Annotated in this window: 14 protein-coding genes and 1 tRNA gene; 5 read left to right on the top strand and 10 right to left on the bottom strand. The window is 63.7% G+C overall.

The features are described 5' to 3' along the window. Positions 1-3 precede the first annotated feature (3 nt). Complete coding sequence (locus TRIHO_RS09055) at positions 4-711, bottom strand: M48 family metallopeptidase (protein ID WP_068242240.1); 708 nt, start codon at positions 709-711, stop codon at positions 4-6. Between the two features lie 109 nt (positions 712-820). On the opposite strand from TRIHO_RS09055, the gene TRIHO_RS09050 reads away from it, so the two are divergent. From TRIHO_RS09050 to TRIHO_RS09030, 5 genes are all read left to right on the top strand, one after another. Next, positions 821-1,150 (top strand): TIGR02300 family protein, encoded by a 330-nt coding sequence (locus tag TRIHO_RS09050; RefSeq protein ID WP_068242237.1) that lies wholly within the window; start codon positions 821-823, stop codon positions 1,148-1,150. A 218-nt stretch (positions 1,151-1,368) separates the two neighbouring features. Then, positions 1,369-1,444 (top strand) — tRNA-Ala (locus tag TRIHO_RS09045). Between the two features lie 357 nt (positions 1,445-1,801). Continuing rightward, positions 1,802-2,602: a UDP-2,3-diacylglucosamine diphosphatase gene (locus tag TRIHO_RS09040; protein WP_068242235.1), complete on the top strand. Its 801-nt coding sequence runs from the start codon at positions 1,802-1,804 to the stop codon at positions 2,600-2,602. A 10-nt stretch (positions 2,603-2,612) separates the two neighbouring features. Next, entirely contained in the window at positions 2,613-3,830 is a 1,218-nt protein-coding gene (locus tag TRIHO_RS09035) for a DUF3419 family protein (protein ID WP_068242232.1), read from the top strand. Positions 3,831-3,835: 5 nt separating this feature from the next. Then, complete coding sequence (locus TRIHO_RS09030) at positions 3,836-4,507, top strand: class I SAM-dependent methyltransferase (protein ID WP_068242230.1); 672 nt, start codon at positions 3,836-3,838, stop codon at positions 4,505-4,507. Here TRIHO_RS09030 and TRIHO_RS09025 read toward each other — a convergent pair. The 9 genes from TRIHO_RS09025 to araD1 form a co-directional block, all read right to left on the bottom strand. After that, on the bottom strand, positions 4,504-5,487 hold the full coding sequence (locus tag TRIHO_RS09025) for an aldose epimerase family protein (protein ID WP_068242228.1): 984 nt from the start codon (positions 5,485-5,487) through the stop codon (positions 4,504-4,506). The genes TRIHO_RS09030 and TRIHO_RS09025 overlap by 4 nt on opposite strands. Positions 5,488-5,532: 45 nt before the next feature. Next, the gene (gene yjfF, locus TRIHO_RS09020; RefSeq protein WP_068242226.1) at positions 5,533-6,498 is read right to left on the bottom strand and encodes a galactofuranose ABC transporter, permease protein YjfF; all 966 of its coding nucleotides are present in this window, start codon (positions 6,496-6,498) and stop codon (positions 5,533-5,535) included. Next, a complete protein-coding gene (locus tag TRIHO_RS09015; RefSeq protein WP_068242224.1) occupies positions 6,495-7,520 on the bottom strand; it encodes an ABC transporter permease in 1,026 nt (341 codons plus the stop codon). The genes yjfF and TRIHO_RS09015 overlap by 4 nt, the downstream gene beginning before the upstream one ends. Continuing rightward, entirely contained in the window at positions 7,517-9,025 is a 1,509-nt protein-coding gene (locus TRIHO_RS09010; RefSeq protein ID WP_068242222.1) for a sugar ABC transporter ATP-binding protein, read from the bottom strand. The genes TRIHO_RS09015 and TRIHO_RS09010 overlap by 4 nt, the downstream gene beginning before the upstream one ends. Before the next feature lie 87 nt (positions 9,026-9,112). Next, positions 9,113-10,060: a galactofuranose ABC transporter, galactofuranose-binding protein YtfQ gene (ytfQ, locus tag TRIHO_RS09005; RefSeq protein WP_068242221.1), complete on the bottom strand. Its 948-nt coding sequence runs from the start codon at positions 10,058-10,060 to the stop codon at positions 9,113-9,115. 97 nt (positions 10,061-10,157) lie between these two features. Continuing rightward, positions 10,158-11,681: an aldehyde dehydrogenase (NADP(+)) gene (locus tag TRIHO_RS09000; RefSeq protein WP_068242219.1), complete on the bottom strand. Its 1,524-nt coding sequence runs from the start codon at positions 11,679-11,681 to the stop codon at positions 10,158-10,160. A gap of 1 nt (position 11,682) precedes the next feature. Then, positions 11,683-12,645 carry a Gfo/Idh/MocA family protein gene (locus TRIHO_RS08995; RefSeq protein ID WP_068242217.1) on the bottom strand — a complete coding sequence of 321 codons (963 nt, stop codon included), beginning with the start codon at positions 12,643-12,645 and terminating at the stop codon, positions 11,683-11,685. Then, positions 12,632-14,377 (bottom strand): L-arabinonate dehydratase, encoded by a 1,746-nt coding sequence (gene araD, locus TRIHO_RS08990; protein WP_068242215.1) that lies wholly within the window; start codon positions 14,375-14,377, stop codon positions 12,632-12,634. Before araD ends, TRIHO_RS08995 begins: the two co-directional genes overlap by 14 nt. A gap of 8 nt (positions 14,378-14,385) precedes the next feature. Beyond that, complete coding sequence (araD1, locus tag TRIHO_RS08985) at positions 14,386-15,378, bottom strand: AraD1 family protein (RefSeq protein WP_068242213.1); 993 nt, start codon at positions 15,376-15,378, stop codon at positions 14,386-14,388. Position 15,379: the final 1 nt, after the last annotated feature.

Raw genomic sequence — 15,379 nt, 5'->3', positions numbered from 1 at the left:
AGATCAATCCCTTTCGCCCGCGGGCGCGTCCTCGAACCGGTATCTGTGCAAAGTATTGCCATCCGTGCGCAGCCAGGCCCGCGCCGATGCGTAATCGCCATAGAGATCGGTCACCACAGCCCAAAACGCAGGCGAATGGTTCATCTCCTGCAAATGCGCGACCTCATGCGCGGCGACATAGCGCAGCACCTCGGGCGGCGCGAGGATCAGCCGCCAGGAATACATCAGCCCCCCGGCAGAGGAACAGGACCCCCAGCGCGACCGGGTGTCGCGCAGGGTGAGGCTTTGATAGCGGCGGCCAAGCCGGGCCGCGTAGTGATCCGATGCAGCGGCCAGACGGTCGCGGGCGAGCTCGCGCAGGAACCGTTCCAACCGGCGTGCCGGGGCCGGGCCGGGCACCTCCAGGCGGCCTGGGTGCCACAGGACGCGCCGCCCGATGCCGGGGCGGATCTCGGTCTCGACCCCATCCAGCGGCAACACCTGGCCGGGGGCGATGTAGATCTGATCGGGCTGCCGCGCCAGATGGCTGCGGATCCAGTCTTCCTTTTCGGCCAGAAAGGCGCGCCCTTCCCGTTCCGGCACCCGCTGCGGCAAGGTCAGGGTCACGCGCCCGTCGAGCGCAGAGACCCGCAGCGACAAGCGACGCGCGCGCGGGGATCGGCGAAGTCGGACCCGCACCTCTGGATCGCCGGGCAGGCACAGTTCTGACATGGTTTACCCTCTCCCGAAGCAGGCACGCAAAGGCTTTGACAGGCCCCGCCGCATATGGCAAGGCACCTGAATCGTCGAACCGACTCACGCTTTTATCAAGGGGATCCACATGCCCAAGGAAGAATGGGGTACGAAACGTGTCTGCCCGACCACCGGCAAACGCTTTTACGACCTGAACAAGAACCCGATCGTCAGCCCCTATACGGGCGATGTCGTGGTGATCGACACATCCAAGAGCCGGATGATCGAAGCCGACGCAGAAGACGCCGCAAGCCTGAAGGCCAAGAAAGATGACAGCGCTGACGAGGTCGTGCTGGAGGATGATGAAGAATCCGTAGATCTGGACCTCGGCGACGACGTTCTGGAAGATGACGACGACGAGGACAATGTCTCCCTCGACGAAATCGCGGATGTTGCCTCGGAAGACGAGGAAACCTGAAGCCCTGCCCGCTTCCCCGCGCGCCTGACATCAGGGGCGTGGGGGTGCGGTCTGCCTGCAGACAGCCGCGCGGGCCATTGTTTCCGGCCCCGCACCACGGACAGACGCGCCGGTCAAAAAACTGAACCCGCCGCTGCATTTTCCACTTGCAGCCTCTCTGATCCTCCCTTAAACGACCTCTCACACCGAAGGAGCGCAGCGCTCCGCCGGGGTAAGATGGGGCCTTAGCTCAGCTGGGAGAGCGCCTGCATGGCATGCAGGAGGTCAGCGGTTCGATCCCGCTAGGCTCCACCATCATCCCTTTGAAAAGCACCAGATAGTTCTGCCTTTCTTGTCAGAGGATTTGCCTCTGCCGCGCAGAGGGGTGCCGTTTTCCTTCGAAAATCTATGCTGCCGTGATCCGCGCCTTTGCGGTGTGATGATCGCCTCGCAGCCCTTTTCCCTGTCGCCGCCGAGGATCGGCCAGAAGCGACCTTTTCGTCGCCTTCGCAGGAGGCGCCCCCATCAAGAAACCGGCAAGAGAGCGAATTCCCTGTCGTGATTTGCATGGGTTTGGGCTAGGCTTGTGCTAACCCTACGTCACCCTGTGTCACGGTTCTGTTATCGAGCCGCGCTAGGGTCTGTGCCACGTATAGGAGCCGGATACGAAGCATGAAATACCGTACCATCTTCTTGTCCGATATCCATCTCGGCACACCGGGATGTCAGGCTAGGCTGCTTTTGGATTTTCTCGCCAAGCATGAAGCGGAAAACTACTATCTGGTGGGCGATATTGTGGATGCCTGGCGTATTCGGCGGCGTGGTTTCCTGTGGCCTCAGGCGCATAACGACGTGGTCCAGGCCCTGCTGGCCAAGGCCCATGACGGCGCGGCCATCTATCTGATTCCCGGCAATCACGACGAATTTCTGCGCTCTTACATGGGCACCCATTTCGGCGGGATCGAAGTGGTGCATTCGGCGGATTTCACCGCAGCAAACGGCAAGCGGTATCTGGTGACCCATGGCGATCAGTTCGATTCCGTGGTGGTGAACGCCAAATGGCTCGCCCATCTTGGCGACCGGGCCTATGGATTCATCCTGTGGCTGAACACCGGGATCAACCGGATGCGGCACCTGTGGGGCGGGCAGTATTGGTCGCTGTCGAAATGGGCCAAGCATCAGGTCAAACAGGCCGTCAATTTCATCAGCGAATATGAAAACGTCCTGACCGCCGAAGCCCGGCGCGGGGGCTATGACGGGGTGATCTGCGGCCATATCCACAGCGCCGCCATCCGCGAGATGGATGGGATTTCCTATGTGAATACAGGCGACTGGGTCGAAAGCTGCACCGCCGTTGTCGAAATGGACGATGGCACACTGGCCCTGATCGACTGGGAGCGCGCGACCCGCCAGAGCCGCCTTCGGCTGCGCCGGGCGCGTCGGAAAAACAAACACCTAGAAGATGTAGAATGAGGCCCGACCGATGACGATCTCCACGCAGGCGCAACTGGATGCCGCTGTTCTGCAAGACACGGATGCCACCACCGGGCGGCTTGAGCAGCTGTTTTCGCGGCTTTTCCTGGGCCTGGTCTATCCCCAAATCTGGGAGGATCCGGTTGTCGATATGGAGGCGCTGCAGATCTCGCCCGGCGACAACCTGATCTGTATTGCCTCCGGCAGCTGCAACCTGATGTCCTATCTCACTGCCGGGCCGGCCTCGATCACGGCGGTTGATCTGTCGCCGGCGCATGTGGCGCTGGGGCGGCTGAAGCTGGCGGCGGCGCGCGCCCTGCCCGATCACGCGGCGTTTTATCAATTCTTTGCCCGCGCCGACATGGCCAGCAACGCGGTGCTATACGCACGGTACATCCGGCCAGAACTGGATGCCGAAAGCCGCCGTTTCTGGGAGGCCCGCCAGCCGCTGCGGCAACGGATTTCGGTGTTTCAGCGCGGATTTTACCGGTTTGGCCTGCTGGGGCGGTTCCTTGGTGCGGCGCATCTGGTGGCGCGGCTGGGGCGGGTCGATTTCGCCCCTTTCCTGGCGGCGCGCACGCTGGCAGAGCAGCAGGTCTTTTTCGACAGCAAAATCGCACCCCTTTTCGACATGTGGCTGGTGCGCAAGCTGGCCGGATTTCGCGCCTCGCTGTTCGGGCTTGGCATTCCACCGGCGCAATATGACAAACTGGCCGCGGACGGCGACGGCGATGTGCTGCCTGTCCTGCGCGAGCGGGTGCGCAAGCTGATGTGCGACTTCCCGGTGCGGGAGAACTATTTTGCCTGGCAGGCCTTTTCGCGCAGCTATGACCCGGCACCGGACGGCGCCCTGCCGCCCTATCTGCAGCGCGAGAATTTCGAAGCCCTGCGCGCGGCTGCCAATCGCGGGCAGATCGTGAACCGGTCGCTGACCGATCTGCTGGCAGAGGCGCCCGAAGGGTCGAAACAGGGCTATGTGCTGCTGGATGCGCAGGACTGGATGAACGACAGCCAGCTGAACGCCTTGTGGGGCGAAATCACACGGACCGCGACACCCGGCGCGCGGGTGATCTTTCGCACCGGCGGCACCGAGGACATCCTGCCCGGTCGGGTCCGGCCAGAGATCCTGTCGCGTTGGCGGTACGATGCCGACGCCTCGGCACGGGGCACGGCGCAGGACCGGTCTGCCATCTACGGCGGCTTTCACCTCTATCGTTTTCAGGGCTGACACAGATGCTTGATTCCACACCAAAATCGCATGCCGCGCTGATGGATCAGACCTATCGCCGCCAACGGCTGATCTATGACCTGACCCGCAAATACTATCTCTTTGGACGCGACCGGCTGATTGCCGATCTCAATCCCAAGGCGGGTGCGCATATCCTGGAGGTGGCCTGCGGCACCGGGCGCAACCTGCAGGTGGCGGCCAGGACCTATCCGCATTGTGCATTCTACGGGCTGGATATCTCATCCGAGATGCTGACCTCCGCCCGCGCCAAGCTGGGCACGCGGGTGCAACTGGCGCAGGCGGATGCCTGTGATTTTGACGCGGGCCAATTGTTTCGCCGGGCCGAATTCGACCGGATATTCATTTCCTATGGCGTGTCGATGATCCCCGACTGGCAGGCGGCCCTGCGGATGGCCTATCGCCATCTCACGCCGGGTGGATCACTGCATGTTGTCGATTTTTCCGATCAAAGCGGCTGGCCCCGCTGGTTCGAGGCAGCGTTGAACCGGTGGCTGCAGAAATTCCACGTCGCGCCCCGGAGGGATCTGGACCGGGTCCTGACCCGCATCGCCGCGCCGCATGGCGCAAAGGTCACGCACCGGCAGCTCTATCGCGGCTACGCGCAATACGGCGTGATCCAGAAACCAAGGTCGGAGCGGCGGCCCGACGCGATCTAGCTGCGTTCGAACCGGTAGTGGGTTTCGGTCTTGTACGTCTCGCCCGGCTGCAGGATGCAGGGCGGGAACTCTGGCCGGTTCGGACTATCGGGCCAGGCCTGGGTTTCCAGCGCCAGGCCGGCATTGGAGCGCAGCCGCCCCCCCGCGTGACCGGTGGCACCGCCGAGATGCGCACCGTCATAGACCTGCAGGCCGGGTTCGACCGTCGCCACCGTCAGGGACAGGCCGCCCGTGCCGCTGGTCAGGCGCGCGACATCCCGCAGCGCGGTGGCCTTGCCCCTCAGGCAGAAATTATGGTCATAGTCGGCACCGCCCACCGGACGGGCACGGCGAAAATCAAAATCGGTCTGCGCAACCGGCGCGATCTGCCCCGTCGGGATCAGATCCGCGTCCACCGGCAGATAATGGTCGGCCTCGATCTGCAACTGATGGCCGAGAATGTCGCCACTGTCATCGAGCACGAAATAGCCATGGTGGGCAAAACTGCAGGGCGTCGCCTTGGTCGATTGCGCGGTGATGTCGACCCGCAGGGTCGCTGGCGCCTCGATCCGGTAGGTGGCGTCAACCGTCATCTCGCCCGGAAAGCCCATGTCGCCATCCGGCAGAACAAGGCGCAGCCGTGCGAAATCTGCGCCGTGCTCCGCCAGCGTCCAGAGCAACTCTCCGGTGCCGCCTTTACCGCCATGCAGCGAATGACGGTCACGGAAATTGGCATCAGTGTGATAGGTTTTTGACCCCAGGGAGAACCGCGCGTTGCCGATGCGGTTGGCAAAACGGCCGACAATGGCACCGGCATAGAGCAGATCGCCCAGGTAGGTGTCCAGATGGTCCGCGCCGAGCACCACACGCTGGTCGCCGACCCGCAGGTCCTGCACGGTCGCGCCCCAGGTCAGAACGGCAGCCTCCATATCGCCGGCGGCGATGGTGATCCGGTCAACGGTGCGCCCATCGGGCAAGGTACCAAAGAGGTCAACGGACATGGGGGCGGGCTCCTGCGGGTTGCGATGTGATGTCGAACAGCGCGGTCATGCGCGCTGTCCCACGGTTGATAGACGCATCAGGCCCTTTTGCAGCAGAATAAAGCTGAGCAGCAAGATGCCGATGATGATCTTGGTCCACCAGCTCGACAATGTGCCGTCAAAGACGATGAAGGTCTGGATCAGCCCCATGGTCAGCACGCCGATCAGGGTGCCAAAGACGAACCCCGCGCCGCCGGTCAGCAAAGTGCCCCCGATCACCACCGCCGCGATGGCGGTAAGCTCGGTGCCGACCGTCGCCAGCGGGTAGCCGGAACTGGTGTAGATCGAAAAGACAATGCCTGCGAGTCCCGCCATGAAGCCGGAGAAGGCATAGATCGCAACCGTGGTGGCGCCGACGCGCACCCCCATCAGCCGCGCCGTGGCCTCGCCGCCGCCGAGGGCCAGAACCGAGGCGCCGAACTTGGTCCGATGCGCGACGACCATGCCAACCGCCACGGTCAGCAACATCACCACGCCGATCAGGGTCAGCCGCCCCTTGCCCGGCATCAGCCAATAGGCGTCGTTCAGGAACTTGTAAAAGCCGTGGTTGATTGGCACCGAGTCGATGGTGAGCATATAGGCCAGGCCACGGGCCAGAAACATGCCGGCCAGGGTGACGATAAAGGGCGGCATCGCCAGGGTATGGATCAGCCAGCCCATCGCCGCCCCGAACGCTGTCGTCAGCACCAGCAGGAGCGCAAAGACCACGAGCGGATGCAGGCCGGAATCGCGCAACATCACCGAGATGAACACCCCCGCAAAGGCGATCACAGAGCCGACCGACAGGTCGATGCCGCCGGACAGGATGACGATGGTCATGCCCACCGCAACGATCCCGAGATAGGCATTGTCCGTCAGCAGGTTCCCGACCACGCGGGTGGACAGCATATAGGGAAACTGCAGCACACAGATGACCCAGGCCACCAGAAAGATCGCGATGGTCGCGGCCAGCGGATAAAGACGAGGATTCATTGCTTTGCCCCCTTTGCAGTCGCGGTGGTCGCCGCCGGTTGACGACCGAATGTGCGCCGCAGCGCGTACCAATGGCCGGCCAGATTGGGGCTTTGCAGCACGAGGATGACCAGCACCAGCGCGGCCTTGATCACGAGGTTGTATTCGGACGGGAAACCGGCCAGCAAAATACCAGTGTCGATGGTCTGGATGATCAGCGCGCCCAGCAGCGCCGCCGCGATCGAGAATCGCCCTCCCAAGAGGGAGTTGCCCCCGATCACCACCGCCAGAATCGCATCCAGCTCCAGCCAGAGGCCTGCGTTATTGGCATCCGCGCCGCGAATATCGGCGGTCGCAATGATCCCCGCCAATGCCGCACAGAGGCCGGAGGCGACATAGACCGCGATCAGCAGAACGGTCGCGTTGACCCCCGCCAGCGCCGAGGCCGCCCGGTTGACCCCCACCGCCTCGACCAGCAGCCCCAGCGCGGTGCGCCGCATCAGCAGCGTCACGCCAATCGCCGTCGCCAGCCAGATCAGCGCCGGGACCGGAATGCCCAGCAGATCGCCGGAGCCAAAGAAGGCCAGACCGTCATGCGAGAAGGTCAGAATGCGCCCCTCGGTGACCAGCTGCGCAATGCCGCGCCCCGACGTCATCAGGATCAGCGTGGCGACGATGGGCTGAATGCCCGCAATCGCCACCAGACAGCCGTTCCAGATCCCGGCAACCGCACCCGCCGCCAGCGCCAGCACCAGCGCACCGCCAAGACCATAGCCATTGGTGATGGCCCAGGCGGTGACGGCTCCGGTGATGGCCACCACCGTACCGACGCTGAGGTCGATGCCCCGGGTTGCGATCACCAGCGTCATGCCCACGGCCAGCAACCCCACCGGCGCGCCGCGTTTCAGAATATCCATGACCGGGCCGACCAGACGCCCATCGACGAATTCGATCTTGAGAAACCCGGGAAAGAACAGGGTGACCATCGCCATCAGGGCCGCCAGTGTCAGCAACTGCGGTGTAATACGAAGCAGGGCCGTCATGCCGCGTCCTCCCCCTGCTCAGGCGCCGCAATGGCGCGGACAATCGTTTCGGTGGTGATCTCGGACCCGGTCAGCTCTGCCACATGGCGGCGGTCCCGGACCACGATCACCCGGTTGGCGACGGCGATCAGCTCGTCCAGTTCCGAGGAAATGACGAGGATCGACATGCCCTCCTTGGTGACCTCGTCGATCAGGCGGAGGATTTCCGCATGGGCGCCGACGTCGATGCCGCGTGTCGGCTCGTCCAGGATCAGGAAACGCGGGTTCATCGCCAGCCACCGGGCCAGAACGACCTTTTGCTGGTTGCCGCCCGACAGATCGCCCACCACCTGGTCCGGGCCGGAGGTGCGAATATCCAGCCGGGCGATATAGTCCTGCGCCAGCCGGGTCTGTTCACTGCGCGAAATGGGACGCGCCCAGCCGCGCCGGGCCTGCATCGCCAGCGCGATATTCTCGCGCACCGACAGATCGGCGACGATGCCGTCTGCCTTGCGTTCCTCGGGTGCGAAGCCAAAACCGGCCGCGATGGCGGCCCGTGGCGACGACAGATCGATGGCGCCGGATTTGTCCTGCGCGCTGCCGCTATGGGCCGAGGCGACGCCGAACATCAGCTCGGCACTCTCGGTGCGGCCAGAGCCGAGAAGCCCGGCCAGGCCAAGGACTTCGCCCTCGCCCACCGACAGGTTGAACGGTTCGATATGACCGCGGCGGCCAAAGTCCTCGAACCGAAGCAATTCGGAGCGGGGCAGGCCGTGATCGGCCTTGCGGTGGCCAGCCACTTCGTTTTCCAGCGTATGGCCCAGCATATGTTCGATCAACCGCACCCGGTCGAGATCAGCGGTGCGCTCGGTGGTGATCTTGCGCCCGTTGCGCAGCACCGTCACCCGATCGGTCAGAGAGAAGACCTGATCGAGGAAGTGCGACACGAAAATCATGCCCATGCCCTGATCGCGCAGCTTGCGCATCACGCCAAAGAGCGTCTCGACCTCGCGCGAATCAAGGCTGGCAGTGGGTTCATCCAGGATCAGGACCTTGCCCGACAGCGCCACGGCGCGGGCAATGGCAACGATCTGGCGCACCGCCACCGAATAGGTCGAAAGATCGCGGGAGACGTCGATATCAAGCCCGTAGCCCTCCAGCATCGCCTCCGCCTGCTGGCGCTGCGCGCGGCCGTCGACCATGCCAAACCGGGTCGGTTCACGTCCAAAGGTCAGGTTCTGCGCCACGGTGAGGTTCGCCAGCAGGTTGACCTCCTGATAGACGGTGCCGATGCCCAGCTCCTGCGCCTCGGAGGTCGATTTGGGGGACACGGTCTGCCCGTCCAGCGAAATCTTGCCCGCATCGCGGGCATAGGCTCCGGTCAGGCATTTGATCAGGGTCGATTTTCCAGCGCCATTTTCCCCCAAAAGCGCGTGGATCTCGCCCGCTGCAAGATCAAAATCAACCCCATCCAACGCCCGGGTGCCGGGGAAGGTCTTGGTCAGTGAACGAATTGTCAAAAGCATGTCGGTCCCGCAAATTAGGTGCCTGCCGCATATGTCCTGCGGTAAAAAAAGACCGGCACGAGGAGGCCCCGTGCCGGTCAAATTCAATCAGTACCCGAGATCTTTGCGGCGCTCATATTCGCCAGCCGGATCGTCTGCCTGGGTGTAGAGCTTGGATTCGGTCTGGATGAATTTTGCAGGTTCTGCGCCATCTTCCATATAGGCCTTGAGCGCATCAAACGCCGGACCCGCCATGTTCGGTGTCAGCTCCACCGTGGCATTTGCTTCGCCCGCTGCCATCGCCTGGAAGATATCCGGAACCGCGTCGATGGACACGACCAGGATGTCCTCGCCCGGCTTCAGGCCGGCTTCCTTGATCGCCTGGATCGCACCAACGGCCATGTCGTCGTTATGGGCATAAAGCGCACAGATGTCCTTGCCGCCGTTTTCGGCCTGCAGGAAGGACTCCATGACTTCCTTGCCCTGCGCCCGGGTGAAGTCGCCGGTCTGGCTGCGCACGATTTCGATGTTGTCATGGCCTTCAATCGCGCTCTCAAAGCCGGCCTTGCGGTCGATGGCCGGAGAGGAGCCTGTGGTGCCCTGAAGTTCGACAACGCGGCAGTCGTTGCCGGCAACGGTATCGACCAGCCACTGGCCCGCAACGGCCCCTTCATGCACGAGGTCGGAGCCAACGGCGGTCAGGTAGAGGGCCTTGTCGCTGTCGACGCTGCGGTCGAGCAGCACAACGGGGATTTCAGCTTCATGTGCTTCTTGCAGAACGCTGTCCCAGCCGGTGGCCACAACGGGCGCCAGCAAGATGGCATCGACGCCCTGCGCAATGAAGGAACGGATCGCGGCAATCTGGTTTTCCTGCTTCTGCTGCGCATCGGAGAACTTCAGATCAATGCCGCGTTCTTCGGCCTGCTGTTTGGTCAATGTGGTTTCAGCCGCGCGCCAGCCGGACTCGGATCCGATTTGCGAAAATCCAACGGTCTGCGCCATGGACGCAGTCGCGCCGAGCGCCAAGACAGCCACGGTCATCATAAGTGATTTCATGGTATTTCCTCCTCCTGGGTGACGGGTCAGGTTCCTCCCAAGACCCTGTCGATCAGCGGCGAACCATTCGCCGCTGACATGCTTTCCCCCGACGCGATCAGCTGTCGCGCAAATCGCCTGGCAACAAGGCCTCGGGGATGTTCTGGAACGACACCGGACGCAGGAACCGGCGAATGCCGAGGCTCCCGACCGAGGTTGCGCCAAAATTCGTGGATGCGGGGAACGGGCCACCATGCACCATCGCATCGGCCACTTCGACCCCGGTCGGGAACCCATTGGCGAGGATGCGACCGGCCATACGTTCAAACGTCGGCATCAGCGCCTGCGCGGCTTCGGTGTCGCCCGCGTCCATTTGCAGGGTCACGGTGAGCTGCCCGTCAAAGGATTTCGCGACCTCAAGGGTTTCTTCTGGCGATGCGGTGCGGATCAGGATGGCCGCCGGGCCGAACATCTCCTCGGCCAGTGCTGGCGTGGCGATCCATTCGGCGCCGGTGACCTCAAACACCGCCGGCACCGCGTGACGGGCCGGTGCCTCCCCCGCCGTGGTCAGGCAAGTGGCCGCCTTGGCGGTGTGGGCGACGGCCGCGGCATAGCCTTTGGCCGTGCCTGCGGTCAGCATCGGCTGCGGACCGACCGCGGCAAGGGCGGCAAGGGCGGCATCGCGCAGCGCGTCGCCTTCGGCCCCCTGCGGTACGATGACAACGCCCGGATTGGTACAGAACTGGCCAACCCCCATGGTCAGTGACCCGGCCCAGCCGGTGCCAATTTCGCCGCCCCGTGCCGCAAGCGCCGCGGGCAGGACAAAGACCGGGTTGATCGAGCCCAGCTCGCCAAAGAACGGGATCGGAACCGGGCGGGACATGGCAATGTCAAACAGCGCCTTACCACCCCGATAGGACCCGGTGAAGCCAACCGCCTGGATCAGCGGGTGACGCACCAGCGCCTCGCCGGCCTCATTGGTGTTGGACTGGACAAAGCCAAAGGTCCCGGCCGGCAGGCCGCATTTGGTGACAGCTGCCGCAATCGCCTGTGCCACCAACTCGCCAGTGGCGGGATGGCCGGGATGGCCCTTGTAGACAACAGGGCAGCCTGCCGCGAGGGCGGCGGCGGTATCACCGCCAGCGGTCGAGAAGGCCAGCGGAAAATTCGAGGCACCAAAGACGCCCACCGGCCCGACAGGGCGCTGGATCATGCGCAGGTCCGGCCGTGGCAGGGGCGCGCGGTCCGTCAGGGCGCTGTCGTGACGGCGATCCAGGTAATCGCCCTTGCGGATATGGTCCGCAAACATCCGTAGCTGCCCCGTGGTACGCCCGCGTTCGCCGTCCAGTCGCGCGGTGGGCAGGCCGGTTTCGGCGGCGCCATAGGCGGTCAGATCGGCGCCGCGCGCCTCGATTTCATCCGCGATCGTCTCGAGAAAACCTGCGCGGGTTTCGCGGTCGGTCCAGCCGTAGACGGCAAAGGCTTCTTCTGCGGCCTTCACCGCAGCATCAATTTCCGCAGCGCCACCAGAGCAGAAGGTTGCCGCCTCGCCGGTGACCGGATCAGAGGAAAAGGTTGCGCTGCTGGCGACCCATTCGCCTGCTATCAAATGATGTCCCGTGAGGGCTGCGCTGTCGGCCATGTCAATTCTCCTGGAGAGTGGGGTCGATGAATTCCGGCGCCTCAAGGCGACGGCCTAGCGTGAAGATATCGGCAACCAGGGTCATCGGGCGCAGATCCACCTCGGACGATCCGGTTGCCAGAAGGTTGGCGAAGGCGGCATAGAGCCCGTCGTATTCGCCATGCAGCTTTGCCTCCTCGGCGCCGTTCGTTGCCGGGGTTGTCCCGTCGATGTCCAGCACCGCGCCGCCTTCGTTCAGGGTCAGCGTGCCTGCGTCGGTTTCGACCACGTGACGCCACAGCGGCTCGCCTTCGAACAGGAAGTCCACATCCGACTCGACCAGCGGTCCATCCGGGCCGCCCATCTGGATCCTGCCTGAAATCGGGGTCTCGCAATTGCTGGGGAACCGCAGGTCGGCGCCGGTGACATAGACCGGAACCGGCAGGATCTCTGTCAGGATCGACAGCGCGTTGATCACCGGGTCAAAGATGCCGAGACCGCCGGCCTGCCAGATCCATTGCTGGCCGGGATGCCAGACGCGCACGTCCTCTTTCCAGTCGATCCGAACCGATTTGATGGTCTTGTCCGCCAGCCATGCCCGTGCGGCCGGCACCGAGGCCGCATGGCGCGAGTGCCATGTCGCATAGAGGCTGAGGTTGGCCGCGGCGGCCTGTGCCTGCAATGCGTGCACCTCCGACAGGCTGGCACCGGGCGGTTTTTCCAGCATCACATGCCGTCCCGCCGCCAGAGCCGCCCGCGCGCCGTCATAGCGCACCTGAGGCGGGGTGCAAAAACTGATGGCGGAGATATCGGGCCGCGCCTCCAGCAGCGCCTCGATGGTGCCGTAGTTCTCGACCCCCTCCAGACCGCCGGAGCGGCTGACGGTTGCCGCCAGTTCAAAGGCATCAGAGGCCGCGAGGGCGGGTACATGCTGGTCCCGCGCGATCTTGCCGATCCCGACCAATGCGATCTTAGTGACTGTCACGTGGCACCTCCCGTCCGCGGCATCCCTTGAGGAAGCCAAAATCAGCGCCGGTATCGGCCCCTTCGACATTGTCATGATAGAGCCGGGTATAGCCGCCCTGTTTCGGTGGCGCCTCTGGCGGCTGCCAGTCGGCCAGGCGGGCCGCGATTTCCTCATCCGTGAGGTCGAGGTGAATGCGGCGCGCGTCCACGTCGATCTCGATCATGTCACCGTCCCGGACAATCGCCAGCGGTCCGCCGACCGCGGCCTCGGGCGAGGTGTGCAAGACCACGGTGCCATAGGCGGTGCCGGACATGCGCGCGTCGGAAATCCGCACCATGTCGGTGATGCCCCGTTTCAGCACCTTTGGCGGCAGACCCATGTTGCCAACCTCGGACATGCCGGGATAGCCGCGCGGGCCACAGTTTTTCAGCACCATGACGCAGGTCTCGTCGATATCGAGCCCATCGTCGTTGATCTTGGCCTTGTAGTCGTCGATATCCTCGAACACGACAGCCCGGCCCCGGTGTTGCATCAGATGCGGCGAGGCGGCGGAGGGTTTCAGCACCGCCCCCTTGGGGGCGAGGTTGCCCTTCAGCACCGCAATCCCACCCGAGGAGGTCAGCGCCTTTTCTGCAGGGCGGATCACATCCTCGTTCCAGTTGACCGCGTCTTTGACCTCGTCCCAGATTTCGCCACCAGAGACCGTGAGCGCCTCTTTGTTCAACAGCCCTGCCTCGCCGAGGCGTTTCAGCACGACAGGCAGGCCGCCGGCATAAAAGAACTCTTCCATCAGGTATTTACCCGAGGGCATCAGGTTGACGATGGTTGCCACATCGCGCCCCAGCCGGTCCCAATCGTCGAGGGTCAGATCCACCTCGACACGGCCTGCAAGCGCCATCAGATGCACCACCGCATTGGTGGACCCACCGATGGCCCCATTGGTGCGGATCGCGTTTTCAAAGGCGGCCCGGGTCATGATGTCAGAGGGTTTCAGATCATCCTTGACCATCTGCACGATGCGGCGACCGGTCATCTGCGCCATCACGCGGCGACGCGCATCGACGCCGGGGATCGCGGCATTGCCAGAGAGCGCCATGCCCATGGCCTCCGCCATGGAGGCCATGGTGGAAGCGGTGCCCATGGTGTTGCAGGTGCCGGACGAGCGCGACATGGCCTGTTCCGCTTCCAGGAAATCTTCCTGGCTCATCTTGCCGGCCTTGATGTCCTCGGACATCTGCCAGAGCGCCGTACCGGAGCCGACGCGTTCGCCACGGAACCAGCCGTTCAGCATCGGCCCGCCGGTGACGACAATCGACGGAATATCGGTCGAAGCCGCCCCCATCATCAGCGAGGGCGTGGTCTTGTCACAGCCCACCAGCAGCACCGCGCCATCAATCGGCTGGGCGCGCATCACTTCCTCGACCGCCATGGCGGCAAGGTTGCGATACATCATCGCGGTAGGGCGAAACGTGTTTTCAGAGGCCGAGAAAACCGGCACCTCAAGCGGGAAGCCACCGGCCTCCCAGACGCCGGCCTTTACCTTTTCCGCCAGGTCGCGCAGGTGACCGTTGCAGGGGGTCAGGTCGGACCAGGTATTGAGGATGCCGATCACCGGCCGTCCATCAAACAGGTCGTGCGGGTGGCCCTGGTTTTTCAGCCAGCCACGGTGATAGATGCTATCGCGCGACGTGCCGCCATACCATTCCTGCGATCTGAGTTTGCGGGGCCATTCGGCCGGTGTGAACGCCATGATAAACCTCAGAGACTACGGACAGTGACACGCTGCTCGGGCTTTCCAAGCGGCTTGAACGACAAGGGGTTGCGCAGAGGCAGGCCAAAGGGCGCGGCCTCGATTTCAAACACGTCGCCGTCTTGCGTCTGGATGCCGGAGGCAAAGGACAGCGTGGCGGTGCCGAACATATGCACATGCAGATCGCCCGGTTGCCGGAACAGATCGTATTTGAAGTGGTGATGTTCGAGATTGGCGAACGTGTGGCTCATGTTTGCCTCGCCAGAGACAAACGGTTTTTCAAAAATCACCTCGTCGCCGCGCCGCACGCGGGAGGTGCCTTCGACGTGCTCCGGCAGGTCACCGATCAGCAACTCTGGCCCGAAGGATGCCGGGCGCAATTTGGAATGCGCCAGATAAAGATAGTTGCGGCGCTCCATGATGTGATCGGAGAATTCATTGGCCAATGCCCAGCCAAGGCGCACCGGCGTGCCATCGGGCGCGATCAGGTAGATGCCTGCGATTTCCGGCTCTTCGCCGCTGTCTTCGGCAAATTCCGGGGACTTGAGCGTGCCGCCGGGTGCCGCGACAACGCTGCCGTTGCCCTTGTAGAACCATTCAGGCTGTGCCCCGGCGGTGTCGTCGGCGGGCTTGCCGCCTTCGACGCCCATGCGGAACATCTTCATGCTGTCGGTCTCGTCCCCGGTGTTTTTCTTGTGCATCTCCGAGCGGGTCGCGGCGGAGCCCAGATGGGTCAGCCCGGTTCCGGTCAGATGCAGATGCGCAGGGTCCGGATGGGTGACCGGCGGCAACAGACGCCCAGCGGCATAAAGCGCCTCCATATCGACCGCCCCGCGCAGACCCAGTGCGGTGATCCGGTCACGCAGCGACTGGCCCTTTTCGATGCAGTCCATCGCCAGGCCATAAAGGCTCAGTTCGGTATCGACCTGATAGGCTTCGGTTCCGTCTCGGGCGACGATCTGCGCCGACCCGTCTTCACGCGCATATTGCGAAAGCAGCATG

The organism is Tritonibacter horizontis (assembly GCF_001518015.1).
GTDB classification, from domain to species: Bacteria; Pseudomonadota; Alphaproteobacteria; order Rhodobacterales; family Rhodobacteraceae; genus Epibacterium; species Epibacterium horizontis.
This window is presented reverse-complemented; position numbering and strand designations above follow the sequence as displayed.